Source organism: Pseudooceanicola sp. (assembly GCF_041987405.1).
Taxonomy (GTDB): domain Bacteria; phylum Pseudomonadota; class Alphaproteobacteria; order Rhodobacterales; family Rhodobacteraceae; genus Pseudooceanicola.
Genome location: NZ_JBHIWR010000002.1, coordinates 251,271 through 265,478, shown reverse-complemented (window position 1 = coordinate 265,478; position 14,208 = coordinate 251,271). Strand labels below are relative to the sequence as shown.

Sequence of the window (14,208 nt, the reverse complement as noted above, 5' to 3'; positions counted from 1 at the left end):
CAGGGGGTATGTGGCATTTACGCCAAAGCTTTTTCCGCCGCCGCGCCAACCCGCAAAAGGGCTTCCTCGCCAAGGGGTTTCCCCATGAGCATCAGGCCGCAGGAGGGGGTGCCGGTCGGCAATGTCAGGGCAGAGAGGCCCATCATGTTTCCGACCCGGGTGTTCTGCAGCGCCAGCAGGTTTTCCGCCTTGTAATAGTCTTGATCCGCCAGCATCCGCTCGGCGTTCGGGGGCAGGATGGGGGCGGTCGGGGACAGCACGGCGTCGAACCCGGCGGCCCGTTCGGCCCAGATGGCGCGGGCCTTGTGGATCTTCTGCCAGGCGGCGGCGAATTCGGGGGCGGAGAAATCGCGCCCGCCCCGGAAGCGGTCGCGGATCTCGGAAAACATCTTGTCCGGGGCGCCCTCGATCTGGTCGCGCCACAGGCCATAGGCCTCTCCCGCAAAGACAACCGGCGCGGTGGAGAGCGCCTCCTTGATCTCGGGCACGGCTAGTTTCTCGATCGTGGCCCCGGCGGCGCGGAGCCGATCCAGCGCCGCGAGATAGGCGGCGCGCGGCGCGTCGCGCAGGTTGTCCAGCACGGCGGTTTCCAGCGCGGCAAGGCGGCACCCCTTGAGGTCTGCATGACGCAGGTCTGGGGCAGTGCCATCCTCCATCAGGGCGGTCAGCAGGGCGGCGTCCTCCACCGTGCGGCAGAGGGGGCCGATGGTGTCGAAGCTGGGGCAGAGGGGCACAACCCCGTCCAGCGACAGGCGACCCGAGGTGGTTTTGAGCCCGACAAGGTCATTCCAGGCGGAGGGGAGGCGGACGGAGCCGCCGGTATCGCTGCCGATCCCCGCCGCTGCCAGGCCAAAGGCGACGGAGGCCGCCGCGCCGGACGACGATCCGCCGGGGACCAGCGCTGGGTCATGGCGGTTCGGCGGCGTGGCGGTGACTGGGTTGATGCCGATGCCGGAGAAGGCCAATTCCGACATATGCGTCTTGCCCAGGCAGACCAGGCCAAAGGCGGTAGCGGTGGCGAGGACACGGGCATCCCGATCCGGTGTGCGCCCGGCAAGAAGGGCAGAGCCCGATTCGGTTGCCACACCGGCCGTGTCGAAAAGATCCTTCCAGGAAATCGGCACGCCATCCAGCAGCGATTTTCGCGTCCCGGCCCTGGCGCGGTCCGAGGCTGCCCTGGCCTCGGCCCGGGCGCGTTTGGCGGTGACGCGGGCATAGATCCGGTCGCGGTACTTATGGCTGTCGATGGCGTCGAGATAGACCTCGGTCAGCTCCACCGGGTCGATGCCGCCCGCGCCGATCCCGCGACCCAGGTCCGCCGCGCTCATCCATCGCCATTCATCCATGATCCGCCCTCCGTTTTCGTGACGGTAGCGGCAGCGGGGCGCATGGACAATCCTGTGACTTCGACCATATTTCCCCCATGGAGCATGACAGCGATATCCTGATCGTCGGCGGCGGGCTGAACGGCCCGGCCACGGCGCTTGCCCTGGCCCTGTCGGGGCTGCGCGTGACCGTGATCGACGCCCTGCCTGCGGCGACTCGGGTGGAGGAAGATTTCGACGGGCGGGGCTATGCGCTGGCTCTGGCCTCCGTCCGGCTGTTGCGCCGGATCGGGGTCTGGGACCGGGTGTCCGACCACAGCCAGCCGATGCTGGAGATCAAGGTGACGGACGGGCGCGCGGGCGAGGCGCCGTCGCCCTTCTTCCTGCATTTCGACCACGCCGAGATCGAGGAAGGCCCCATGGGCCACATGATCGAGGATCGCTACCTGCGTCGCGGCCTGATGGAGGCGATGGAGCAGAGCGACCGGATCACCCTGATCAATGGCGAGACAGTCGTCGCCCAGACGGCGGAGCCGGGCGGGGTGCGGATCACCCTGGCGTCGGGGCGAGAGATGACCGGGGCGGTGCTGATCGGCTGCGACGGGCGGCGCAGTGGCACGGCAGAGCGGGCCGGGATCAAGCGGACGGGATGGGACTACGGCCAGACCGCGCTGGTCTGCGCAATCGAACATGAGAGGCCCCATGGCGGCGTCGCGCATCAGTTCTTCATGCCGCCCGGGCCGCTGGCCATCCTGCCCCTGCCGGGCAACCGCAGTTCGATCGTCTGGACGGAATCCACCACGCGCGCGGCGGAGATACAGGGGCTGGATGACGCGGGATACCTCGAGGTGCTGCGCCCCCGGTTCGGGGATTTCCTGGGCGAGATCAGCCTGGCCGGGAAACGGTTCTCCTATCCGCTGAACCTGACCGTCGCGACTGAGTTCGTGGCGGAGCGGCTGGCACTGGTCGGGGATGCGGCGCACGGCATGCACCCGATCGCCGGACAGGGTCTGAACGCCGGGCTGCGCGACATCGGCGCACTGGCGCAGGTGCTGGGCGAGGCGCGGGCGCGGGGCGAAGATATCGGCGCCCTGCCGGTGCTGCGACGCTACCAGGAATGGCGGCGCTTCGACACGGCCTCGCTGGCGCTGGCGACGGATATGTCGAACAAGCTCTTTTCGTCCGACAACCCGCTGCTGCGCGCGGCGCGGGACATCGGCATGGGGGCGATCAACGCGATGCCCGGGCTGCGGCGCGGCTTCATCCGCGAGGCGGCCGGACTGACCGGCGAATTGCCGGACCTGATGAGATAAATTCGGCGGGCAGGCGGGCGGCGGGGTGAAACCCCGCCCTATGCCCATCCACTTCAGTCCAGCGCCCGCGCCTCGTCGACCAGCATCACCGGGATGCCGTTGCGGATCGGGAAGGCCAGCCGGGCGCTTTCCGAAATCAGTTCATGCGCCTCGGCGTCATAGCGCAGGGTGGTCTGAGTGCGGGGGCAGATCAGGGCCTCCAGCATGTGGCGGTCGAAGAGCGGCTCTGTCTGTTCGGTCATTGCATGATCCCCGTGTCATCGCCCCCCCGTAGGGCATATTCGATCAGCGTGACAAGGGTTTCCCGCCGCGTCGACAGCGAGGGGGCCTCCAGCAGCGCCTGCTTGTCCTCCGGTTCGAAAGCCAGAAGCATGGAGAGCGAGTTGATCAGCATCTCGTCCTCGGCCTCCTTCAGGCTGTCCCAGTCGGTATCCAGCGATTTCGCGACGAGATAGCGGGACAGCAGGTCGAGGAAGGCTTCGCGGTCGAACCCTGGGTCCTGTTCCGTCTGGCCCAGATCGCCCTCGAACCCGGTCCAGGAGACGGCGGCGCGGCGATAGGGGGTGAAGCCGCGGACCTCCTCGGTGATGCGGAACCGCGCGGCCCCGGCAAGGGTGACGAAATAGCGCCCGTCCTCGGTTTCGGAGAACTGGGTCAGCCGCCCGGCGCAGCCGATGCGATGCAGGGCGGGGCCGTCCACCGGGGCCTGCGCCTTGGGGTTGGGATCGGGCTGCACCATGCCGATCATGCGATCCGGCGTCTTGAGCACATCATCCAGCAGCGCCAGGTAGCGCGGCTCGAAGATATGCAGGGGCAATCGCGCCCGGGGCAGCAGAAGCGCCCCGGGAAGCGGGAAGACGGGGATAACGTCAGGGAGATCGGAGGCGCGGATCATGAGCGACATCTAGCGCCGCCGACCGGTCAGGCAAATATCATCGAGCTGAGTTTTCTGCGCCCGGTCAGGGCGATCGGATCCTTGGCGTCAAGCGCGTCGAAAATGGTCAGAAGCTGCGTCTTCGCCGCGGCATCGTTCCACTCGCGATCCCGGCGGAAAAGGTCCAGAAGCTGATCGACCGCGCCCGCCGTATCGCCGCTGGCCTGCAGCGCCTGCGCCAGGTCGAAACGCGCCTGATGATTGTCGGGCTCCGCCTCCACCTGCGCCTGAAGTTCGGCCACGGGGCCCGCGTTCGCGGCCTGCCGGGCCAGCTGGATCTGGGCATGGGCCGCGTCCAGTTCGGGCGTCTTGCTGATCTCGGCGGGGGCGCCGTTCAGCACCGCCTCGGCCTGATCGACCTGATCGAGGGCGATGTAGCTCTTGACCAGCCCGGCATAGGCGCGGGCGTGGTTGGGCTCTTCCTGCAGGATGGCGGCAAAGGTTTCGGCCGCGTCGGCGGCGGCACCCTGTTCCAGCATCTCCTCGGCGGCCTCGACCGCTTCGTCCAGCCCGCCGGAGGCATCGCCGCCGCTCGCCTCGATCGCGCGCTTGATGAAGGCGTCGATTTCGGAGGCGGGCACGGCCCCCTGGAACAGATCCACCGGACGCCCCTTCACGAAGGCGACGACCGTGGGAATGGATTGCAGCGGCAGGCCCTGCTGTGCCAGCGCCTGGGCCAGCCGCTGGTTCTGATCAACGTCGATCTTGGCCATCTTCACCGCGCCCTTGGCTGCGGTCACGGCCTTCTCCAGCATCGGCCCGAGCGTCTTGCAGGGACCGCACCAGGTGGCCCAGAAGTCGACGATCACCGGCACCTCGTTGGAGGCGTCGACCACGTCGGCCATGAAGGTTTCCTCGGTGACGTCCTTGATCAGGTCGCCTGCGGGGGATTGCTGTGCGCCGCCCAGTTCGATCATGGTATCCTCGTTCGTCGGTCCGCAGAAGGGTCTCTGCTATGGCTGGCCCCTATATGGACTTCGGCGCGCGTGATTCCAAGCGGTCAGCTATTGGACTCGTCCCGACCCTCGCGCCGAGGCGCGCTAAGACCCTTCGCTTGCCCGAGATCGGCCAGAGCGCCTGCGAACCACTGATAGAACTCTGCGCCATATAGCATTCCGACCGTGTGAAGCAGATCCCAGTTGGTCAGGATGAACTGCCAGATCGGTGGCGCGAGTTCTTGGGAGCTAACGGCAGCGCCCGCAACAAATCCTACTTGCTTGGCCGATGTCCGCACCACCGGTTGTTTAGCCAAGACCCTCACCACCGTCGCTATCCGCCAAAGTACATTGCGGTTCACGGCTTTACGGACTTCGCGGGCTTCCGCAGTCCGCCCCTCGGCCACCGTTTCCTCTACAGCCTGAAGATTGGGGCCAATGGCCGGTCCGCCCTTCGATATCACGGTACTGAGGTCTTCCTGCTCCGGTGCGTCCTCAGGCGGCGGCTCTCCTCGCTGGCGATTGATCCGCTCGACCAACAGATCAACCGCATCATTGCCGAGCGTCAGGCCCGGGCCGTCCTTGATGACATCTTCCAGCGGCACGATCACTTCGGGCGGAAAACCCTCTCCGTCCTCTTCCTCCTTGCCCAAACGAGCCATGGCTCTGAGGTCTTCGACCGCAAGGTGAAGCGTCAGCATGTCCAGATCAGCGAAATCGCGGTCAACCTGCGTCACAAGTGATCTCGACCGTGCGGCGAGGCGAAAGAACCGGTTGCCCGCAGCTTGGGACAGCGCAGCGGCATTGGTGCGCAACCTCTCGTGCAGCACCTGTTTCAACTGTTCTTCCCGCTCCGCCTCCGCGGGGGAGGAGCGCGCGACCTCAAGGCGGTCGTCGATCAGGTCGACCGGGGCAAGGGGGTCAGGGTCGAAATTTCCGGATTTGGGTGGTTCCCAATCCTTGAGATAGCCAAAGAGCGTTCGGGCCCGTTCGGCGTTGTCCTCGATCTCGGCGATCTCGGCAAGTTTTGGGTCATGACGGGTGGCAGCAATGCCTTTGAAGGTGAGCCCGCCGTGATCTGGCGCATCGGCAAGTCTGACAATACCCTTCAGCGGCCTTAGATCGGAAACTGGCGTATTGTCGAGATCGAGGTATTCCAGTGCGGTTAACCCCCGGATGGGGTCGATGTCGGAGACTTGCGTGTTGTCGAGGGCAAGGTATTCCAGCGCAGTCAGCCCACGGATGGGCTCAATGTCGGAGACCTGCGAGATTCTGAAGGTGAGAGTTTCCAGCTTAGTCAACCCCCGGAGGGGGTCAAGGTCGGAGACCTGCGTCATGCTGAGGAATAGTGATCTCAGTGAGATTAAGTTGCGGATGGGGTCGATGTCGGAGACCTGTGTGTTGTCGAGGTAAAGGGCTTCTAGCGCAGTCAGCCCCCGGATGGGGTCGATGTCGAAGATCGGTGTTTGGTCGAGGGTCAGGATTGCCAGTGCAGTCAACGCCCGGATGGGGTTGATGTCGGAGACCTGCGTATTGCTGAGGCCAAGGTACGCCAGCGAGCTCATCTGCCGAACGGGGTCGATGTCGAAGACCTGTGTGTTGTCGAGGGTGAGGGATTCCAGCGCGGTCAGCCCCCTGATGGGGCCGATGTCTGAGACCTGCGTGTCGTCCAGGCGGAGGGATCGCAGCGCGGTCAGCTCACCGATTTCGGGAGGAATCGCCTCCAGATCAAAAAATTCTTGCCGATCAAAGCTCAGGTTAGTAGCCCCGGTCTCGGCCGCCTCTTCAATCGCTCGCTTGGCCCGTTCATAGGCCTCTTCCGCTGCCGTCATCCCGCTGCGTCCCCTGTTCCTCTCCCAAGAAGACGCGACAAAGCGTCAGGCAGCAACCCCTCACAAATCAAACGTCGCAAACACCGGCGCGTGGTCCGACGGCTGCTCATACCCCCGCACATGCCGCAATACGCGCGATCCGTGGCCGGCGTTGGAGATATCCGGCGTTGCCCAGACGTGATCCAGGCGCCGCCCCTTGTCCGCCGCGTCCCAGTCGGGGGAGCGGTAGGACCACCAGGAATAGAGGTTGCCCTGGGGAATGTCCTGCCGGGTAATGTCGACCCATTGGCCCGCGTCCTGCACCGCGCCCAGGTGATCGACCTCCACCGGGGTGTGCGAGACGATCTTGAGCAGTTTCTTGTGATCCCAGACGTCATCCTCCCGCGGGGCGATGTTCAGGTCGCCGACGAGGATCGCCTTTTCCGGTTTCTCGCCATGGAACCAATCGCGCATCTCCGTCAGATAGTCGAGCTTCTGGCCGAACTTCACATTGATCTCGCGGTCGGGTTTGTCGCCGCCGGCCGGGACGTAGAAATTGTGGATGGTCACGCCGTTCTCCAGCCGCCCGGCGATATGACGGGCATGGCCGAGGGCGGCGAAATCCTTGTCGCCGACATCCTCGATGGGCAGTTTCGACAGGATCGCGACACCGTTGTAGCCCTTCTGACCGCGCGCGATCATGTGCGTGTAGCCAAGGGCGCGGAAGCCCTCCACCGGGATCTTGTCCACGGGCGACTTGCACTCCTGAAGGCAGAGGATATCGGGGCTCTCCTCCTCCAGCAGGCGCAGAACCAGCGGTTCGCGCAGGCGGACGGAGTTGATGTTCCAGGTAGCAAGGGTGAAGGGCATGAGGGTCTCCTCTGTGATCGGCCCCTGCCTAACACGGTGCGGCGCGGGGGTAAGCCCCGATTTGGCCCGGCGCCTTAACTGGGTGGAAAGTTTCGGCCGCTAAGGCGGGGGGATGAACGACTGGCGCGTCATACTGGCCTGGGTCATGGGATCCGCCCTCGTCCTGGCGGGGCCGGTGCTGCCGCTGGTGTCTGCGCGCGGGTCGGCGGGGGACCTGCTGTTGGTCGTCGTGCCGCCCTGGCGGGACGCGCAGGATGTCATCGCCGCGGCGGGCGGTCGGCCGGTCGGCCCGGTGCGGGGGATACTGGGGCATCTCGCAATGTCCGGGGGCGCGGACTTTCACGCCAGGCTGGGGTCCGCAGGGGCTTGGCTGGTTCTGGACGGGGCGGCCGTTTCGGCCCTCTGCGGATGGGAGGTCACATGACGGAAACATCATTCAAGGCGGCGCAGGTCCAGGCCAAGAAACGGATCGTCCTGGCCAGTTGGGCGCTGGTGCCGCTCGCCCCGCTCACGGCGTTGCTGGTCAGCGCACCGGTGCTGCCGGTCCTGATCTTCGGCACGGTCGCAGCCGCTGTCGGGCATGTCGGATCGCTTGGCGCCGGTGTCGGCGCGCGGATCCTTGCCGCCTTCGGCCTGATCGCGCAGGCCATGGCTTTTACCGCCGCGCTTTCTGGGCATGGCTGGCAGATCGACAGTCACATGCTCTTCTTCGCGCTTCTGGCGGTCACCATGACGATGGCGGATCGGCAGGTCATCCTCGCCTGCGCCGGGATCATCGCCCTGCACCACGCGATCCTGTCGCTGGTCCTGCCCGGGCTGATCTACCCTACGGCCGATCTGCTGGGCAATCTGCAACGGACGGCGCTGCACGGCGTGATCCTGATGGTCGAGGCCGGGGTGCTCTATGCCGCCATACGCCAGCGCAGGGTGCTGGATGGTGAAATCGCCCGAACCCATGCGGTCGCCCACCAGGATGCGGAGGCCGAAGCGGCGCAGCGGCGGCAGATCCTCGAGGCGCAGCAGGCGATCGTCCACCAAATGCAGGCGGCCGCGCGGCGGTTGGCGGCGCGCGACCTGACCGTCCAGATCGAGGACAGCCTGGGGCCGGAGAACGAACAGCTGCGCGCCGATTTCAACACGGCAATTGAGGAATTGCGCAGCACCGTGGCCATCGTAACCGAAAACGCCGCCCTCGTCTCATCCGAAAGTCAGTCGATCTCGGCTGCCTCCAACGATCTGGCCACCCGGACCGAACGCCAGGCTGCCAGCCTGGAGGAGGCCGTGGCGGCCATGCATGAAATCTCGGCCGCCGTGCGCGCCTCCGCCGATGCGGCGGTAGACGCCAAGCGCGTGGTCGCCGAGGCGGGAACCCATGCGAGCGAATCCGGCGCCGTGGTCAGCCGCGCGACCGAGGCGATGACGGCGATCGAGCAGTCCTCGCAGGCGATTTCGCGGATCACCGAAGTGATCGACGAGATTGCCTTTCAGACCAATCTGCTGGCCTTGAACGCCGGGGTGGAGGCCGCCCGCGCGGGCGAGAATGGGCGCGGTTTTTCCGTTGTCGCTACGGAAGTGCGGGCACTGGCCGCGCGATCCTCGGACTCCGCCCGCGAGATCAAGGAGCTGATCGAGGCCAGCAACAGCCATGTCGGAAACGGCGTGGCACTGGTCCGCGATACCGGCGCGGCGCTGACCAAGATCACCGGATCAGTCTCCGAAGTTGCCTCCCATATCGCGGCCATCGCCGGCTCCGCCGAAGAGCAGGCGACGACGATCTCCGCCATCGAGGGCACAATGCAGGAGCTGGACATGGTCACGCAGCAGAACGCCGCCATGTTCGAAGAAACCTCCGCCGCCAGTGTCTCGCTCTCGAACGAGGCCACGGCGCTCAACAGCGCGGTCAGCCGGTTTCACATCGGCAACGCGCGCCCGCGGACCCAGCCAGAGCACCCCGTGCCCATCCCACAAGTGCGCCAGGTGGCCAACGGACCCGCAGTCACAGAGGATCGGGGCGGCAGCTGGACGGAATTCTGAGGTGCGGCGACGGGCGCCAGGGTAGACGCCACGCCAGACATCAGACGGGGCGCAATGTCTCGCGCCAAAGGCGGCACCAGACCCGGCATCCGGCCTGGCTACCTACCCGGAGTGCGTAAAGCGAGGCGCGGTACAGCACTGTCTGGCGTCTGACCCCCGGCCTTACTCCGCCGCCCGGCGGGGCAGGACCCAGTCGGGACGGGGGAAGTGGCAGGTATAGCCGTTCGGAATACGCTCCAGATAGTCCTGATGCTCCGGCTCGGCCTCCCAGAAATCACCAACGGGCTCCAGCTCCGTCACAGCCGGCCCGGGCCAGAGGCCCGAGGCGTTCACATCGGCGATGGTGTCCTCGGCAATCCGCCGCTGCTCCTCGTCGACATAATAGATCGCCGAGCGATAGCTGAGGCCGATGTCATTTCCCTGGCGGTTCAGCGTGGTCGGATCGTGGATCTGGAAGAAGACCTCAAGCAGGCTGCGATAGGAGATCTTCTCCGGATCGAAGAAGATTTCGATCCCCTCCGCATGGGTGCCGTGATTGCGATAGGTGGCGTTCGGCACGTCGCCGCCGGTGTATCCCACACGGGTGCGGGTGACGCCGGGAAGTTTGCGGATCAGGTCCTGCATGCCCCAGAAACACCCCCCGGCCAGAACAGCGCGCTCTTCTGTCATCTGATATCCTCCACTTGGTCGAGATAGGCGCCATAGCCCTCGGCCTCCATCTCCTCCTTCGGGATGAAGCGGAGCGAGGCGGAATTGATGCAATAGCGCAGCCCGCCGCGATCAGTCGGGCCATCGGGAAAGACATGGCCCAGATGGCTGTCCCCATGGGTCGAGCGGACCTCGACCCGGACCATCCCGTGAGACGTGTCGCGCAATTCGGTGATATGGGTCTGGTCGATCGGCTTGGTAAAGCTGGGCCAGCCGCAGCCGCTGTCATATTTGTCCGCCGAGGCGAATAGCGGCTCGCCGGAAACGATGTCGACAAACAGGCCCGCGCGCTTTTCGTTCAGCAGCGCCCCGGTGCCCGGCCGTTCCGTACCGCTTTCCTGCGTCACCCAGTATTCTTCGGGGCTGAGGCGCGCGATGGCGTCGGGATCCTTGTGATAGCTGGGCATGTCACTCTCCACTTGTGTCACGTCAAATATGAAGCGCGGCGCCTACGTTACAACCACATATCCGGATCACGATATGACGATTATTTGAGAAAATGGAACGACTTCGGCTCGGGCGGCGTTCATCCCTCAGTCACCAGCGACGCCAAGACGGCCAAGCTGAAGAAACGAGAGGAGCATAACAATGCGTACCGAAACCAAACTTATCAGCATCGCCGCCCTGATCGCAGGGATGTCCACAGCCGCGATCGCCGAGACCAAGACAACAGAGTCTGTCCCGCAGTCGCTCGAAACGTCCCGCGCGGTGGAATCTGATTCCGTGAATTCCGTCGAAACCTATACCGAGGAAGTTCCGCGCGCCGAATCTGCAGAAACCACGAACTCGGCTGAGGCAGGCGACAATTCCGCGACCGCCGTGGACTCGACCCTCGATACCGCCGGTGTTCCGACCAGCTTCGAAACCACCGATGTGGCCGAAGCCCTGGACATCAACGAAATGAATGATCCGCAGCAGATCATCTTCGCGCCTATGAACGACACGGTCGTCGCATGGGAAGACGATGAAGCCGCCGAAATGCGTGCAGCCATTGTCGCCAACACCATGGTGAGCACCGCGCTCACCGACGAAGGCTACAGCGAGGAAGACGTCGTCGCGGCCTACACCCGTGCGGATGGCGGTCTGACCCTCGTGGTTGACGCCGACTCGTAACCCCCCTTCCACGGTCTGCTTAATAGACCGTTGAAGATTGAAACCCAGGGCGCCCCCTCCCCACGCGCCCTGGGTTTTTTTTATTTCATTCAATCCAATTGCTTCAGCGCCCAGGCTGCGGCCTCCGCCACCACAGGGTCAGGATCGCCCAGATGCGGAGCGGCCACCTCGCGCAGCGTCGGATCGGCGCTGTTGCCGATGGCATACAAGACATTGCGCAGGAACCGGTTCCGCCCGATCCGCTTGATCGGCGAGCCGCTGAACATCTGACGAAACCCCGTATCGTCCAGCGTCGCCAGTTCCGCCAGCCGGGGGGCGGTCAGGTCCTCGCGCGCGTGATATTTCGCCTCCCGTGCGACACCGGCAAACTTGTTCCAGGGGCAGACGGCCAAGCAATCGTCACAGCCGTAGATCCGATTGCCCAGCCCGGGGCGCAACGCCTCGTCCACCGGCCCGTCATGTTCGATCGTCAGGTAGGAGATGCAGCGCCGCGCATCCAGCTGATAGGGCGCGGGAAAGGCATTGGTCGGGCAGATATCCAGGCACCGGCGGCAGGAGCCGCAGTGATCCACCTCCGACGCGTCCGGGGCCAGATCGAGGGTGGTAAAGATCGCGCCCAGGAAAAACCAGCTGCCCAGCTCGCGGTTGACAAGATTGGTGTGTTTGCCCTGCCAGCCCAGACCGGCCGCATGGCCCAGGGGTTTCTCCATCACCGGCGCGGTATCCACAAAGACCTTCACCTCGCCATCGCCCGCCTCCGCCAGCAACCAGCGCGCCAGCCGCTTGAGGCGCTTCTTGACCACATCGTGATAGTCGCGATTGCGCGCATAGACGGAAATCGCCCCGCGATCCGGCCGGTCGAGCAGGGCGAGGGGGTCTTCCTCCGGCCCGTAGTTTTCCGCCAGCATGATCACCGACCGCGCCTCGGGCCAGAGGGCGGCGGGATCGGCGCGCCACGTGGCACGGCTTTCCATCCAGCCCATCTGCCCGTGATAGCCCGCCTCGAGAAAATGCTTCAGCCGCTCCGGGGCTTGGGGGATGTCCCAGGGGCGGCAGATGCGCGCGGCATCGAACCCCTCTGCCAGGGCCTGGTCGACAAGTCTGTTTTTCAGATCGGTCATGTTCTTTTTGCCCCAAATATCCCGGGGGAGGCGCGACCGCGCCCCGGGGGCAGCGCCCCCGTCTGAGGCTATCAGAAATCCAGGTCCGCGTAATGGCTGGGCGGCGGGAAGCCCGGCACCACATCGGCCAGAACCGACCGGAAGGCCGGGCGGGACTTGATCTTGGCGTACCAGTCCCGGACATTCTGCGACCGGTTCCAGTCCACGTCCGAGATATAGTCGAGGCAGGACAGATGCGCGGCGGCGGCGAAATCGGCGAGGCTCAGGCTGTTGCCGGCCAGCCAGCGGCGATGATCCAGCAGCCAGGTCATGTAGTCGAGGTGAAACTTGACCTTCTGCGCCCCGGTCTTGATGTTCCGGCTTTCCGGGTAGCCCTGTTTCATCAGCTTCTTGTTGACCCGCTCATACAGCAGGTTCGAGGTGACCTCGCGGTGGAACTTGTCATCGAACCAGCCGACCAGACGGCGGACCTCGGCCCGTTCCTCGGGGCGCTGGGGCATCAGCGGCGGGTCGGGATAGACCTCCTCGATCCATTCGCAAATAGCGGCGCTTTCCGACAGGAAGCGCCCCTCGACCTTGAGCACGGGGACCTTGCCGGCCGGGTTGCGGCGCAGGAAATCGGTCTCGCGTTCCCAGTATCGTTCCTCCACCAGCTGGCATTCCAGCCGCTTCTCGCCTAGCGAGAGTCGCACCTTGCGACAAAAGGGGGACAGGGGAACGTGGTACAGGGTCAGCATGATCAATCTTTAAAAGGGACTCTGCTGACTTAGCCTCTTGCGCGGGGGAAGTTCAATCCTCGAAGCAGGCTGCGCGGCCATCCGCGCGGATCGTCGCGGCCCCATCCATGATGGCATTTGCGCGGCGGCGGACAAACTCGTTCGGCCTGCTGGCCGACCTCTGCTTGGGCGAGGGCAGGACGGCGGCCAGCAGCGCGGCCTGCCGATCGGAAAGCTGATCCGGCCCGATGCCGAAATAGTGATGGGCCGCCGCATCCACACCAAAGACGCCTTCGTCGAATTCGGCCATGTTCAGGTAGACCTCAAGAATGCGCTGCTTGGACCAGACCAGTTCGACAACCGGGGTCATCAGCGCCTCCAACGCCTTCCGGGTCCAGGTGCGTCCGTGCCAGAGGTAGGTGTTCTTGACCACCTGCTGCGTCAGGGTGGAGGCCCCGCGATTGCCGCCCGCCTCGATCGCGGTGCGGATGGCTGCCATGTCGAACCCCCAGTGCGTGCAGAAATTCGCATCCTCGGCCGCCACGACCGACCGCGCCATGACCGGGGCGATGGCGTCGAAATCCACCCATTCCTGGTCGATGGAGCCGAGGCGCAGCTCCTCGCTCTTCATGTAGATGCCGGTGATCGGATTGACGATCGTGTAGATGCCGGTGGCGAACAGGATGATCCCCGCGCTCAGCAGGATCAGGCGGAACAGCCACCGGCGCAGCCAGCGCAGCGGCTGCGGGCGCGAACTGGCCGCGCGCCGTCTGGTTGGTTTTCTGCTCGTCCGACGTGCCATCGCACCCCTGCTATCTGCCGCCCTGCCTCGCCGCGCCGCAATGTTAATCTTTTTCACATACCCTCTTGAAAGGGCGGCTGGCCCTTTCCACATACCTAACAGAACGCGCGCGGTCGACTTGAGACTGTCCCGGAACCCGACCCGAGGGTCGGCCAATGAGGTGAGTGACAATGACCGACTCGAAGACGAATACCAAGACGGAAGACTTCCACATCAGTGGCGCGGCCCTGATCGACAAGATCAAGGAGCTGATCCATGAGGGCAATGTGCGCCATCTGACCCTGACGGACGAGGACGGCGATTTCCGGCTGGAAATGCCCCTGACCGTCGGCGTCGTGGCGGGCGGTGCGGTGACGCTCGTGGCGCCCTGGCTGGCGATCATCGGTGTGGTGGCCGGGCTGGTGACCAAGGTGAAGATCGTGGTCGAACGCGAGGAGGACGCGCCGTCAGAGGCCCCCGTTGCCGCCGATGATCCGGAGAGCCCCACGGCCTGAACCCCCGACCCCGAGACTGCCAAGGCCCGGCC

At 65.1% G+C, this 14,208-nt stretch carries 16 protein-coding genes; 5 read left to right on the top strand and 11 right to left on the bottom strand.

The genetic code is table 11. From position 1 onward, the window contains the following. Nucleotides 1-17: 17 nt before the first annotated feature. Nucleotides 18-1,346 carry an amidase gene (locus tag ACFC2Y_RS06040; protein ID WP_375174150.1) on the bottom strand — a complete coding sequence of 443 codons (1,329 nt, stop codon included), beginning with the start codon at nt 1,344-1,346 and terminating at the stop codon, nt 18-20. A gap of 77 nt (nt 1,347-1,423) precedes the next feature. Here ACFC2Y_RS06040 and ACFC2Y_RS06035 point away from each other — a divergent pair, with 77 nt between their 5' ends. Beyond that, the gene (locus ACFC2Y_RS06035) at nt 1,424-2,638 is read left to right on the top strand and encodes a UbiH/UbiF/VisC/COQ6 family ubiquinone biosynthesis hydroxylase (protein WP_375174151.1); all 1,215 of its coding nucleotides are present in this window, start codon (nt 1,424-1,426) and stop codon (nt 2,636-2,638) included. A gap of 53 nt (nt 2,639-2,691) precedes the next feature. On the opposite strand, the gene ACFC2Y_RS06030 is transcribed toward ACFC2Y_RS06035, so the two are convergent. The 5 genes from ACFC2Y_RS06030 to ACFC2Y_RS06010 form a co-directional block, all read right to left on the bottom strand. After that, nucleotides 2,692-2,880, bottom strand: coding sequence for a Trm112 family protein (locus ACFC2Y_RS06030; RefSeq protein WP_375174152.1), 189 nt, complete (start codon nt 2,878-2,880; stop codon nt 2,692-2,694). Further along, a complete protein-coding gene (locus tag ACFC2Y_RS06025) occupies nt 2,877-3,533 on the bottom strand; it encodes an LON peptidase substrate-binding domain-containing protein (RefSeq protein WP_375174424.1) in 657 nt (218 codons plus the stop codon). The genes ACFC2Y_RS06030 and ACFC2Y_RS06025 overlap by 4 nt, the downstream gene beginning before the upstream one ends. Before the next feature lie 26 nt (nt 3,534-3,559). Beyond that, on the bottom strand, nt 3,560-4,489 hold the full coding sequence (locus ACFC2Y_RS06020; protein WP_375174153.1) for a tetratricopeptide repeat protein: 930 nt from the start codon (nt 4,487-4,489) through the stop codon (nt 3,560-3,562). An 83-nt stretch (nt 4,490-4,572) separates the two neighbouring features. Further along, the gene (locus tag ACFC2Y_RS06015; RefSeq protein ID WP_375174154.1) at nt 4,573-6,339 is read right to left on the bottom strand and encodes a leucine-rich repeat domain-containing protein; all 1,767 of its coding nucleotides are present in this window, start codon (nt 6,337-6,339) and stop codon (nt 4,573-4,575) included. 60 nt (nt 6,340-6,399) lie between these two features. Then, nucleotides 6,400-7,188 carry an exodeoxyribonuclease III gene (locus ACFC2Y_RS06010; RefSeq protein WP_375174155.1) on the bottom strand — a complete coding sequence of 263 codons (789 nt, stop codon included), beginning with the start codon at nt 7,186-7,188 and terminating at the stop codon, nt 6,400-6,402. Between the two features lie 112 nt (nt 7,189-7,300). On the opposite strand from ACFC2Y_RS06010, the gene ACFC2Y_RS06005 reads away from it, so the two are divergent. Together ACFC2Y_RS06005 and ACFC2Y_RS06000 are read left to right on the top strand one after the other, a co-directional pair. Further along, the gene (locus tag ACFC2Y_RS06005) at nt 7,301-7,612 is read left to right on the top strand and encodes a hypothetical protein (RefSeq protein ID WP_375174156.1); all 312 of its coding nucleotides are present in this window, start codon (nt 7,301-7,303) and stop codon (nt 7,610-7,612) included. Next, nucleotides 7,609-9,222 (top strand): methyl-accepting chemotaxis protein, encoded by a 1,614-nt coding sequence (locus tag ACFC2Y_RS06000; protein WP_375174157.1) that lies wholly within the window; start codon nt 7,609-7,611, stop codon nt 9,220-9,222. Before ACFC2Y_RS06005 ends, ACFC2Y_RS06000 begins: the two co-directional genes overlap by 4 nt. A 162-nt stretch (nt 9,223-9,384) precedes the next feature. On the opposite strand, the gene msrA is transcribed toward ACFC2Y_RS06000, so the two are convergent. Together msrA and msrB are read right to left on the bottom strand one after the other, a co-directional pair. Next, complete coding sequence (gene msrA / locus ACFC2Y_RS05995) at nt 9,385-9,891, bottom strand: peptide-methionine (S)-S-oxide reductase MsrA (protein ID WP_375174158.1); 507 nt, start codon at nt 9,889-9,891, stop codon at nt 9,385-9,387. Then, entirely contained in the window at nt 9,888-10,337 is a 450-nt protein-coding gene (gene msrB, locus ACFC2Y_RS05990; RefSeq protein ID WP_375174159.1) for a peptide-methionine (R)-S-oxide reductase MsrB, read from the bottom strand. Before msrB ends, msrA begins: the two co-directional genes overlap by 4 nt. 181 nt (nt 10,338-10,518) lie before the next feature. On the opposite strand from msrB, the gene ACFC2Y_RS05985 reads away from it, so the two are divergent. Continuing rightward, nucleotides 10,519-11,043: a hypothetical protein gene (locus tag ACFC2Y_RS05985; protein WP_375174160.1), complete on the top strand. Its 525-nt coding sequence runs from the start codon at nt 10,519-10,521 to the stop codon at nt 11,041-11,043. An 89-nt stretch (nt 11,044-11,132) separates the two neighbouring features. Here the strand turns inward: ACFC2Y_RS05985 and queG are convergent, their stop codons facing one another. From queG to mtgA, 3 genes are all read right to left on the bottom strand, one after another. Continuing rightward, nucleotides 11,133-12,164: a tRNA epoxyqueuosine(34) reductase QueG gene (queG, locus tag ACFC2Y_RS05980; protein WP_375174161.1), complete on the bottom strand. Its 1,032-nt coding sequence runs from the start codon at nt 12,162-12,164 to the stop codon at nt 11,133-11,135. Between the two features lie 71 nt (nt 12,165-12,235). After that, nucleotides 12,236-12,901, bottom strand: coding sequence for a glutathione S-transferase family protein (locus ACFC2Y_RS05975; protein WP_375174162.1), 666 nt, complete (start codon nt 12,899-12,901; stop codon nt 12,236-12,238). Nucleotides 12,902-12,953: 52 nt separating this feature from the next. Next, a complete protein-coding gene (gene mtgA, locus ACFC2Y_RS05970) occupies nt 12,954-13,682 on the bottom strand; it encodes a monofunctional biosynthetic peptidoglycan transglycosylase (protein ID WP_375174163.1) in 729 nt (242 codons plus the stop codon). A gap of 170 nt (nt 13,683-13,852) precedes the next feature. On the opposite strand from mtgA, the gene ACFC2Y_RS05965 reads away from it, so the two are divergent. After that, a complete protein-coding gene (locus ACFC2Y_RS05965) occupies nt 13,853-14,176 on the top strand; it encodes a DUF4342 domain-containing protein (protein WP_375174164.1) in 324 nt (107 codons plus the stop codon). Nucleotides 14,177-14,208: the final 32 nt, after the last annotated feature.